Genomic DNA, 10,953 nt, shown 5'->3' on the forward strand with positions numbered 1-10,953 from the left:
GCATAGCGCCCCGCTAACCTCATGATCAACCGGGGGTGGCGCGCGGTTGACCGGGGCGGTCAGGCGGCGCGGAGGTACTGGGCGGGCCAGGCGGGGGTGGCGCCGAGTTTGGCGGCGGCGCGGTGCGGCCAGTACGGGTCCCGCAGCAGTTCCCGGCCGAGCAGCACCAGGTCGGCCTCGCCGTCGGCGATGATCTGCTCGGCCTGCTCAGCCTCGACGATCAGCCCGACCGCGCCGGTGGCCACGCCGGCCTCGCGGCGCACCCGGGCGGCCAGCGGCACCTGGTAGCCCGGGCCGGCCGGCACCGTGGCCGACGGCGAGGCGCCTCCGGAGGAGCAGTCAACCAGGTCGACGCCGGCTCCGGCCAGCTCCGCGGCCAGCACCACGCTGTCCTCTACGGTCCAGCCGCCCGGCAGCCAGTCGGTGGCCGAGATCCGGGCCAGCACGGGCACCTGCTCGCCGACGGCGCCGCGTACCGCCCGGGCCACGTCCAGGGCCAGCCGCATCCGCCCGGCCCGGTCCCCGCCCCAGTCGTCGGTCCGGTGGTTGGTCAGCGGGGAGAGGAACTCGTGCAGCAGGTAGCCGTGCGCGGCGTGGATCTCGACGGCGGCGAAGCCGGCGTCCACCGCCCGGGCGGCCGCCGCCGCGAACGCCTCCAACACCCCGGCGATCCCGGTGGCGTCCAGCGCGGCGGGCACCCGGTAGTCGGGCAGGAACGGCTCGGTACCCGGCCCGACGGGGCGCCAGCCGCCGTCGGCGTCCGGCACCCCGCCCCGCCGCGGCGCCCACGGCCGGTACGTCGAGGCCTTGAAGCCGGCGTGCGCGAGCTGCACCGCCGGCACCGTGCCGTGCGCGGCGACGAACGCGGTCACCGGGCGCCACGCGTCGACGTGCGCGCCGGACCAGAGCCCGGTGTCCTGGGGGCTGATCCGCCCCTCCGGCACCACCGCGGTGGCCTCGGTCAGCACCAGGCCGGCGCCGCCGACCGCCCGGGCGCCCAGGTGCACCAGGTGCCAGTCGGTGGGCAGGCCGTCGGGGCCGGCGGTGTACTGGCACATCGGCGCGAGGGCGATCCGGTTGGGCAGCGTCACCGCGCGCAGGGCCAGCGGCGTGAACAGGGCACTCATGGGGGTCATCCTCTCGCAACGCCGAGGAGGGCCCATCGGTGCGGGACTCTCCTCGGGCGCGGCGGGTTCAGGCCGGCATCAGCCGGTTCAGGCGGGTACCGGGCTCAGCTCGTCGGAGCGGGCGGGCCGGACGTCGGCGTCGGCGGGGGCGAGGGGATCCCGCCGCCCGGCCGAGTCGTATGCGGCCCGGTCGAGGGTGCCCTCCCGGGCGGCGACCAGGGTCGGCACCAGCGCCTGCCCGGCCACGTTGGTGGCGGTGCGGACCATGTCCAGGATCGGGTCGATGGCCAGCAGCAGGCCGGCGCCGGCCAGCGGCAGGCCCAGCGTGCTCAGGGTGAGGGTGAGCATCACGATCGCGCCGGTCAGGCCGGCGGTCGCCGCCGAGCCGACCACCGAGACGAACGCGATCAGCAGGTAGTCGGTGACGCCGAGGTCCATCCCGAAGACCTGCGCGACGAAGATCGCCGCCAGGGCCGGGTAGACCGCCGCGCAGCCGTCCATCTTCGTGGTCGCGCCGAACGGCACCGCGAAGGAGGCGTACTCGCGGGGCACGCCGAGCCGCTCGACCGAGCGCTGGGTCACCGGCATGGTGCCGACCGAGGAGCGGGAGACGAAGGCCAGCTCGATCGCCGGCCAGGCGCCGGCGAAGAAGCGCAGCGGGTTGAGCCGGCCGGCCGCCACCAGCAGCAGCGGGTAGACCACGAACAGCACGATCGCGCAGCCGACGTAGACCGCGGTGGTGAACTTCGCCAGCGGGGCCAGCAGGTCCCAGCCGTACGAGGCGACGGCGTTGCCGATCAGGCCCAGGGTGCCGATCGGGGCGAGCCGGATCACCCACCACAGCGCCTTCTGGACGATCTCCAGCAGCGAGCGGTTGAGCGCCACGAACGGTTCGGCGGCCTCGCCGACCAGCAGCGCGGCGGCGCCGACGACCAGGGCCAGGAAAACGATCTGGAGCACGTTGCCCTCGACGAACGCGCCCACCGGGTTGGTCGGCACGAGGCCGGTGAGGAAGTCGGTCCAGGAGCCGGTCTTCTGCGGGGCGGTCGCGGCGGCGGTGTCCAGGGTGACGCCGCGACCGGGGTCGGTGAGCAGGCCGATGCCGATGCCGACGCTCACCGCGATCAGGGCGGTGGCGCCGAACCAGAGCAGGGTCTTCAGGGCCAGCCGGGCGGCGTTGGCCACACCGCGCAGGCTGACCACGCTGACCACGATGGCGGTGAAGACCAGCGGCGGCACGGCCAGCTTGAGCAGCTGGACGAAGAGGCCGCCGACGGTGTCGAGGGTGCTGGTCAGCCAGCTCGAGTCGGTGGCGCGGGCGAGGAAGCCGAGCGCCACGCCGAGTGCCAGGCCGAGCAGGATCTGCACGGAAAAGGGGATCTTGCGCAGGGCGGAAGCCATGAGATGTCCAAGGGTCCGGGTCGGTCAGGGCAGCGTCAGGAAAGAGGCTGCGCCGGACAGATGCCGCTGGCCTGCAGTCGGAGGTCGACATACAGGCGCACGGTGAGGTGCCAGACGTTGGTCATCGCCTGCCGAGGCTACGCCGGACACCCTGGCGGTGGAAGGATCGGTTGCCGTGACGATCCTTACAGGGGTCGTTTCCCCGGAGTCCGGCCCGTCAGGTCCGGCCCCGGCTGCCGCTCCCCGCGGGCGAGGCCGAGGGCGGTGGCCGTGGCCAGCCCCCAGGCCGCGGCCACCGCGAGCAGCAGCCGCTCCAGGCCGCCGACCAGGCTGCCCCGCCCGACGGTCAGCATGGCCAGCCCGACCGCCCCGGCCAGCGGCAACGCCACCGCCGCCGCCCCGGCGGCGAGCCGCCGCAACAGCCGGTCGGCCCCGGTGGAGCAGACGACGGCCAGCATCGCGAAGACCACCGCGGCGGTCGCCGCGACGCTCGCCCCGCCGTGCACCAGGTCGGCCACGGTGGCCCGTTCGAACGGCGGCAGCGGGCAGCCGGAGCTGCACGTCACCACGCCGGAGAGCGCCGTGGCGAGGCCGCCGAGCACCAGCAGCGCCGCCGCGGCCCGCAGCGCCGCCGGCAGCGCCGCGGCGAGCAGCAGTAACGCCGCGGCCAGGGCGAAGACCCCGATCCGGTACGTCGGGGCGTACGCGCTGTCGGCGACGCCGGCCTCGCTGACGTACCCGGTCAGACCCGGACCCGGACCGGCGACCACGGCGACCGTCACGGCGACCGCGCCGGCGAGGATGCAGCCGGCGGCGGCCGACGCGGCGGCGGCCCGGGTGACGGTCGTGGTCGGGCCGGCCCGGCGCGGTTCAGGCACGCCCGTGCGGGCTGGTCCAGCCGGAGGTGTCAGGGCCCAGCGGCACGATGCCGGTCGGGTTGATCTCGGTGTGGGTGGCGTAGTAGTGCCGCTTGATGTGGTCGAAGTCGACCGTCTCACCGAAGCCCCGGGTCTGGAACAGATCCCGGGCGTACGCCCAGAGCACCGGCATCTCGGTCAGCTTCTGCCGGTTGCACTTGAAGTGCCCGTGGTACGCCACGTCGAAGCGGATCAGGGTGGTGAACAGCCGCACGTCGGCCTCGGTGATCGCGTCGCCCATCAGGTAGCGCCGCCCGGCCAGCCGCTCCGACAGCGCGTCGAGCCGGGCGAAGAGCGCCCGGTACGCCTCCTCGTACGCGGCCTGCGAGGTGGCGAAGCCGCACCGGTAGACGCCGTTGTTGACGTCACGGTGGATCTCCGCCATCAACGCGTCCATCTCCGGGCGCAGCTCCACGGGGTAGAGATCCGGCGCGTCCGGCGCGTGGAACCGCCGCCACTCGGTGGAGAAGTCGAGGGTGAGCTGCGGATAGTCGTTGGTGACCACCCGCCCGGTGAGCGTGTCGACCAGCGCCGGCACGGTCACCCGCCCGGTGTAGTCCGGGTCGGTGGCCAGGTACGCCTCGGAGAGGAAGCCGATGCCGAGCGCCGGGTCGAAGCCGTCCGGGTCGAGGGTGAACCGCCAGCCCCGCTCGTCCCGGATCGGGTCGACCGTGCCCAACGAGATCACGTCCTCCAGCCCGAGCAGGCTGCGCACGATCCGGGCCCGGTGCGCCCACGGGCAGGCCCGGCACCAGATCAGCCGGTAGCGGCCGGCCTCCAGCGGCCAGCGGCCCTGCTCGTCCGGCCCGCCGCCCGGCGGCGACGTCGAGTGCGGGGTGACCCGGTCGGTGAACCGGTTGGGCTGGCGGACGAACTCTCCGCCGCCGCTGGTCTCTGCGCTGAACTGGGCCCGGGCCATGCCGACAACCTATCCGCTGCGGGCCTGGATATCCTGGCGGCCGGAGGGTCCCCCGCGACCCGGAGGACGTTCCCGCTTCGCCCTTCCCACCCCCGAAGGACTCGCGATGACCGTGGCATACCTGGTGGCCGGTGTCCGCACCCCGATCGGCCGGTACGGCGGCGCGCTGGCCGGCGTCCGCCCCGACGACCTGGCCGCGCACGTGATCCGCGAGCTGGCCGCCCGCCACCCGGCGGTGGACTGGGCGCGGGTCGACGACGTGATCCTGGGCTGCGCCAACCAGGCCGGCGAGGACAACCGTAACGTGGCCCGGATGGCGGCGCTGCTCGCCGGCCTGCCCGAGCAGGTGCCCGGCAGCACGGTCAACCGGCTCTGCGGCTCCGGGCTGGACGCCCTGGCCACCGCGGCCCGGTCGATCGTGGCCGGTGAGGCCGACCTGGTGGTCGCCGGCGGGGTGGAGAGCATGAGCCGCGCGCCGTTCGTGCTGCCGAAGGCCACGACGGCGTACTCCCGGGCGGCGGAGGTCTACGACACCACCATCGGCTGGCGGCTGGTCAACCCGCGGATGGCGAAGCACTGGGGCATCGACTCGATGCCGGAGACGGCGGAGAACGTCGCCGCCGAGTACGGCGTCGGCCGCGCCGAGCAGGACGAGTTCGCGTACCGGTCGCAGCAGCGGGCCGCCAAGGCGCAGGCCGACGGCCGGTTCGCCGAGGAGATCGTGCCGGTGAGCGTGCCCGCGGGCCGCACCGGTACCCGGCTGGTCGAGGTGGACGAGCACCCCCGGGAGACGTCGCTGGAGAAGCTCGCCGCGCTGCCCACCCCGTTCCGCGAGGGCGGCACGGTGACCGCGGGTAACTCCTCCGGCGTCAACGACGGCGCGGTCGCGCTGCTGGTCGCCTCCGAGGCGGCCGTCGCCCGCCACGGCCTCACCCCGCTGGCCCGGATCAGCGGGGCCGCCGCGGCCGGCGTACCGCCCCGGATCATGGGCGTCGGCCCGGTGCCGGCCACCCGCAAGCTGCTGGATCGGCACGGCATCGGCCTCGACGCGGTCGACGTGATCGAGCTGAACGAGGCGTTCGCCGCGCAGTCCGTCGCGGTGCTGCGCGAGCTGGGCCTGCCGGAGGACGCCGAGCACGTCAACCCCAACGGCGGGGCGATCGCGCTGGGGCATCCGCTCGGCGCCAGCGGCGCCCGGCTCGCCCTGACCGCCGCGCTGGAGCTGCGCCGCCGCGACGGGCGGCGGGCGCTGGCCACCATGTGCGTCGGCGTCGGGCAGGGCATCTCGCTGCTGCTGGAGGCGCCCGCCTGACCCGCCCCGTGACCGCCGCGCGGGGTCTGCCGGCCGGTTCCCGTCCGTGACGGACACCGGTCGGGCCGACGACCCGGGGGACGGGGATCTCCCTTAGTGGACCTCGGGGCCTAGAGTGGTGCGGAGCACACGACCCGCGGGTCGGCCGGTGGGCCGCCGCGTCTCCGCACGCGCCCTCGACACCGGATCCCTCCCGCACCGCGGCGATAACTTGGGGTGCAGCAGTGCAGATGCCGGACGGAATTCCCGCCGAGATCGATCTCTCCCGGCCGAGCGCGGCCCGGGTGTACGACTACTTCCTGGGCGGTGCCCACAACTTCGAGATCGATCGGCAGCTCGCCGAGCAGATCGCCAGCATGACCCCGAACCTCGCGGCCACCATGCGCGCCGGGCGGGAGTTTTTGCGCCGGGCCGTGCGGGTGCTGCTCGACGCCGGCATCGACCAGTTCCTCGACATCGGCTCCGGCATCCCGACCGTGGGCAACGTGCACGAGGTCGCCCAGACGGCCAACCCGAAGGCCCGGGTCGTCTACGTGGACATCGACCCGGTCGCGGTGGCGCACAGCCGGGAGCTGCTGGCCGGCAACGACCTGACCGGGGTCATCCAGGCCGACCTGCGCGACCCGGAGCGGATCCTCACCGAGGCCCGCAAGCTGGGGCTGCTCGACTTCGACCGGCCGCTGGGCATCCTCCTCGCCGGGGTGGTGCACTTCGTCCCGGACGCCGACCGGCCCGGCGACATCCTGGCCACCCTGCGGGCCGCCGCCGCGCCGGGCAGCCACCTGGTGATCTCCCACTCCACGTACGAGGACCAGCCGCAGGAGATGCTCGACGCGCAGCGGCTCTCGGCGCGTACCGACACCGAGATCACCCTGCGCTCCTGGGCCGAGATCACCGGTTACTTCGGCGACTGGACGATCCTGGAGCCAGGCGTGGTGCACATGGAGCTGTGGCGCCCCGACTCGCCGTCCGACGTGGACGCCAACCCGGAGCGGTTCGGTGCCTTCGGCGGCGTCGCCCGGTACGACCAGCCCGCCGGCTGATCCGGTGGCCGCCGTCCCGGATCCTGTCGGCGACGCGTTCAGCCGGGCGGGCGCCCAGGGGTACGCGGCCGAGTGGGCCCGGGCGGTGCGCCGGCTCGGCTTCGTGCCGCTGAGCGCGGCGGAGACCGAGTGGCTGCTGCTCGCGCACACCGTGCGGCTGGCCCAGGCCCTGCTCGCCGAGCCGTTCTCCGCGCGAGCGGGGGAGGAGGTCGGGCGGGCGCTGGTCGAGGCACACCTGACCGAGCCGCGGGTGCTCGACTGGTCGGTGCGGTCGCTCGGCGACGGCTTCCTCGCCCGGGTACTGCCCGCCGTGGCCGAGCAGGGCGCGGTGGCCGAGCGGGTCGCCGCGTTGCAGGGCGGGCTCGCCGAGGGGTTCGCCCGGGCGCTGCGCGATCGCACCTTCTCTCAGCAGGAGCGGATCGCCCGCTCGGCGTGGCAGGCCCGGGACGCCGTCGAGCAGGCCCTGCGCGACAGCGAGGCGCGGTTCCGGGCGGTCTTCACCGGGGCGGCGATCGGGATCGGTATCGCCGGCGTCGACGGTCAGATCATCGACGTCAACCAGCCGTTCGCGGACATGCTCGGCTACTCCATCGAGGAGCTGCGGGAGTTCAACGTCGCCGCGCTGTTCCACCCCGACGACGCGGCCGGCATGTGGGAGCTCTACCAGGAGCTGATCGAGGGCAAGCACGACTCGGCCCGGGTGGAGAAGCGCTACTACCGCAAGGACGGCAGCGTCGTCTGGACGGATCTGGCCGTCTCGTTGATCCGGCACGACGACGGTCGGCCCCGGTTCACCGTGGCGATGATCGAGGACATCACCGAGCGGTACGAACTCCAGCAGCGACTGCGCTTCCAGGCGCTGCACGACCCGCTCACCGGCCTGCCCAACCGGACGCTGTTCTTCGACACGCTCGGGCAGATCCTGGACACCGCCGATCCGTGGCGCCGGGTCGCGGTCTGCTTCCTCGACCTCGACGGATTCAAGGCGATCAACGACAGCCTCGGCCACGACCTCGGGGACCGACTGCTGATCGTGATCGCCCGGCGGCTGGCCGAGTGCGTCGCGGGCCGCGGGCACCTGGTCGCCCGGATGGGCGGCGACGAGTTCGTCATCCTGGTCGACGACGGCGACGGGCTCGACGACGCGGTGGCCGTCGCCGACGCCGCCCTGGCCGCGGTCGCCGCCCCGGTGCACGTCGCAGACCAGCAGCTCGCCGTCTCGGCCAGCATCGGCATCGTCGATAGCCCGGTCGGCGGGACCAGCGCCCTGGAGCTGATGAAGGCCGCCGACACCACCCTCTACTGGGCCAAGGCGGAGGGCCGGGGTCGGTGGGCGGTCTACGACCCGGAGCGCAGCGCCCGGGACATCGCCCGCTCCGCACTGGTCGCCGGGCTGCCGGCGGCCCTGGACCGGGGCGAGTTCGTGCTGCACTACCAGCCGATCGTGTCCCTGCTGGAGGGCTCGATGCTGGCGGTCGAGGCGCTGGTCCGCTGGCAGCATCCGGAGCTGGGGCTGATCGGCCCGGACCGGTTTATCGGGCTGGCGGAGGAGACCGGCCTGATCGTCCGGTTGGGGGAGTGGGTGCTGCGGCAGGCGTGCCGCGACGCCGAGGCGTGGCGGCGGGAGTTCCCCGGGACCCGGCTCGTGGTGAGCGTCAACCTGGCCGCCCGGCAGGCCGACGACCCGGCCATCGTGGACACCGTCGCCGACGCGCTGGCCTCCTGCGGGCTCCCGGCTGAGCTGTTGCAGCTGGAGCTGACCGAGAGCGCGGTGATGGGCACCGCCGGGGAGCCGCTGCGGTCGCTGCACCGGCTGGCCGCGCTGGGCGTACGGCTGGCGATCGACGATTTCGGCACCGGGTACTCCAACCTGGCGTACCTGCGCCGGTTGCCGATCCACTGTGTCAAGTTGGCCGGGCCGTTCGTAGAGGGCATCCGCGGCGACGGGCCCGAGGCGGCGGTCGACCACCGGGACGAGCGGATCGTGGACGCGCTGGTCCGGCTGGCCCACGCGCTGGAACTCTGGGTCACCGCCGAGGCGGTGGAGACGCCGGTCCAGGTCGAGCGGCTGCGGGCGCTACGCTGCGACACCGGGCAGGGTCGGTTCTTCGGCCCGCCGGTGCCGGCCGCCGAGATCACCGCCCGGTTGCGCGGGTCGGCGGCATGATCGGGCGCGGTGGGGCGGCGTGAGCCTGACAGACACCCAGGCGCTGGTCTCGGTGCTGGCCGGGCTGGCCATCCTCGCCGGGCTCGCCGGCGTGGTGCTTCCCGGCCTGCCGGCACTGCCGCTGTGCTGGGGCGGGGTGCTGGTCTGGGCGATCTTCGGCGGCGCCGGAAGCGGGCGCTGGCTGGTGCTGGCCGCGGCGACCGTGGTGGCCGCCGGCGGGACGGTGGTGAAGTACGCCTGGCCGGGGCGGAACCTGAAGCGCACCGGCGTGCCCACCTCGTCCCTGCTCGCCGGCGGGCTGCTCGGCCTGGTCGGTTTCTTCGTCGTCCCGGTGGTCGGGCTGGTGGTGGGCTTCGTCGGCGGGGTGTGGGCGGCGGAGCGGCTGCGGCTGGGCGACTCCCGGTTGGCGTGGCCGGCCACGAAGCACGCGGTGGCGGCGGCTGGCCTGTCGATGCTGGTCGAGTTCCTCGCCGGTCTGCTCGTCGCCGCCGTGTGGGTCCTGGGCCTGGTCCTCGCCTGATCCGCGCCGCCGCCCACGCCGGGGGCATTGACGGTGATCCGGTTTGCCAGTAGACCTTGGTGATGGAGGCCCGCTGATGAGCAGAACCCCATTCTCCCTGGGAGAGTTGCGGGTCGCCAGCGCCAACGGCGAGATCGACACCGTGGTGCTGGCGTTGGTCGACATGCAGGGCCGGTTGCAGGGCAAACGGTTTCACGCCCCGTACTTCCTCGACGAGGTGGTCGCGCACGGCAGCGAGGGGTGCAACTACCTGCTCGCCGTCGACGTCGACATGAACACCGTCGACGGGTATGCGATGTCGAGCTGGGAACGCGGCTACGGCGACTTCGCCATGGTGCCCGACCTGGCCACCCTGCGCCGGGTGCCCTGGCAGCCGGGCACGGCCATGCTCCTCGCCGACCTGGAGTGGCTGGACGGCTCCGGCCCGGTGGTCGCCTCGCCGCGGCAGATCCTGCGCCGGCAGCTGGACCGGTTGGCCGCCCACGGGCTCACCGCGTACGCCGGCACCGAGTTGGAGTTCGTGCTGTTCCGCGACTCGTACGAGGACGCCTGGCGGCGGGCCTACCGCGACCTCACCCCGGCCAACCAGTACAACGTGGACTACTCGCTGCTGGGCACCGCACGGGTGGAGCCGCTGCTGCGCCGGATCCGCACCGAGATGGCCGGTGCCGGGCTGACCCCGGAGAGCGCCAAGGGCGAGTGCAACCTCGGCCAGCACGAGATCGCCTTCCGCTACGACGAGGCGGTGGCCTGCGCCGACCACCATGTCATCTACAAGAACGGGGCGAAGGAGATCGCCGCCCAGGAGGGCATGTCGATCACCTTCATGGCGAAGCCGAACGCGCGGGAGGGCAACTCCTGCCACATCCACTTCTCGCTGCGGGACGCCGCCGGCCGTTCGGTGCTGCCCGGCGACGGGCCGGCGCACCTGTCGGTGACCGGGCAGCGGGTGCTGGCCGGGCTGCTCGCCACGATGCGCGAGTTCAGCCTCTTCTTCGCCCCGAACATCAACTCCTACAAGCGCTACCAGCCCGGGTCGTTCGCGCCGACCGCGCTGCGCTGGGGCACCGACAACCGCACCTGCGCGCTACGGCTGGTCGGGCATGGGCAGGGCATGCGGGTGGAAAACCGGGTGCCCGGCGCCGACGTGAATCCGTACCTGGCGATCGCGGCGCTGGTCGCGGGCGCGGTGCACGGCATCGAGCGCGAGCTGGAGCTGGGCGAGGAGTGCACCGGCAACGCCTACGACGACGCGACGGCCGACCGCGTGCCTGGCACGCTGCGCGACGCCCTCACCCTCTGGGGGTCCTCCGCGCTGGCCGAGGACGCCTTCGGTGCCGAGGTCGTCGCCCACTACGCCAACCAGGCAAGGGTGGAGCTCGCCGCCTTCGACGCCGCCGTGACGGACTGGGAGCTCTTCCGTGGCTTCGAACGCCTCTGACCCCCGGCCGGCCCGTCGATTATGGACTTGTGGTGGGCGGCGTGTGGTGGTACGGGGCCTTTGTCGGGCACCACAACTGCATGATCGACGGGGAGGGGGCGGGGGC

9 protein-coding genes are annotated in these 10,953 nt (G+C 73.9%); 5 read left to right on the forward strand and 4 right to left on the reverse strand.

The annotated features are described in order from the left end of the window. Positions 1 to 59: 59 nt before the first annotated feature. From C1I99_RS23370 to C1I99_RS23385, 4 genes are all read right to left on the reverse strand, one after another. Positions 60 to 1,127, reverse strand: coding sequence for an NADH:flavin oxidoreductase/NADH oxidase (locus tag C1I99_RS23370; protein WP_111136357.1), 1,068 nt, complete (start codon positions 1,125 to 1,127; stop codon positions 60 to 62). Between the two features lie 87 nt (positions 1,128 to 1,214). Continuing rightward, the gene (locus tag C1I99_RS23375) at positions 1,215 to 2,516 is read right to left on the reverse strand and encodes a dicarboxylate/amino acid:cation symporter (RefSeq protein WP_199562363.1); all 1,302 of its coding nucleotides are present in this window, start codon (positions 2,514 to 2,516) and stop codon (positions 1,215 to 1,217) included. A 197-nt stretch (positions 2,517 to 2,713) separates the two neighbouring features. Then, positions 2,714 to 3,406 (reverse strand): DUF998 domain-containing protein, encoded by a 693-nt coding sequence (locus C1I99_RS23380; RefSeq protein WP_111136359.1) that lies wholly within the window; start codon positions 3,404 to 3,406, stop codon positions 2,714 to 2,716. After that, positions 3,399 to 4,364 (reverse strand): glutathione S-transferase family protein, encoded by a 966-nt coding sequence (locus C1I99_RS23385; protein WP_111136360.1) that lies wholly within the window; start codon positions 4,362 to 4,364, stop codon positions 3,399 to 3,401. Before C1I99_RS23385 ends, C1I99_RS23380 begins: the two co-directional genes overlap by 8 nt. Positions 4,365 to 4,470: 106 nt before the next feature. On the opposite strand from C1I99_RS23385, the gene pcaF reads away from it, so the two are divergent. The 5 genes from pcaF (at position 4,471) to C1I99_RS23410 (ending at position 10,847) form a co-directional block, all read left to right on the forward strand. Further along, positions 4,471 to 5,676 (forward strand): 3-oxoadipyl-CoA thiolase, encoded by a 1,206-nt coding sequence (gene pcaF, locus C1I99_RS23390; RefSeq protein WP_111136361.1) that lies wholly within the window; start codon positions 4,471 to 4,473, stop codon positions 5,674 to 5,676. Positions 5,677 to 5,900: 224 nt separating this feature from the next. Then, positions 5,901 to 6,719 carry an SAM-dependent methyltransferase gene (locus C1I99_RS23395; protein WP_111136362.1) on the forward strand — a complete coding sequence of 273 codons (819 nt, stop codon included), beginning with the start codon at positions 5,901 to 5,903 and terminating at the stop codon, positions 6,717 to 6,719. A 4-nt stretch (positions 6,720 to 6,723) separates the two neighbouring features. Then, complete coding sequence (locus C1I99_RS23400; RefSeq protein ID WP_111136365.1) at positions 6,724 to 8,886, forward strand: putative bifunctional diguanylate cyclase/phosphodiesterase; 2,163 nt, start codon at positions 6,724 to 6,726, stop codon at positions 8,884 to 8,886. A 19-nt stretch (positions 8,887 to 8,905) separates the two neighbouring features. After that, positions 8,906 to 9,406, forward strand: coding sequence for a DUF456 domain-containing protein (locus C1I99_RS23405; protein ID WP_111136363.1), 501 nt, complete (start codon positions 8,906 to 8,908; stop codon positions 9,404 to 9,406). 76 nt (positions 9,407 to 9,482) lie between these two features. Then, complete coding sequence (locus tag C1I99_RS23410) at positions 9,483 to 10,847, forward strand: glutamine synthetase family protein (protein WP_111136364.1); 1,365 nt, start codon at positions 9,483 to 9,485, stop codon at positions 10,845 to 10,847. Positions 10,848 to 10,953: the final 106 nt, after the last annotated feature.

It is taken from the genome of Micromonospora deserti (assembly GCF_003236335.1).
Classification (GTDB): Bacteria; Actinomycetota; Actinomycetes; order Mycobacteriales; family Micromonosporaceae; genus Micromonospora; species Micromonospora deserti.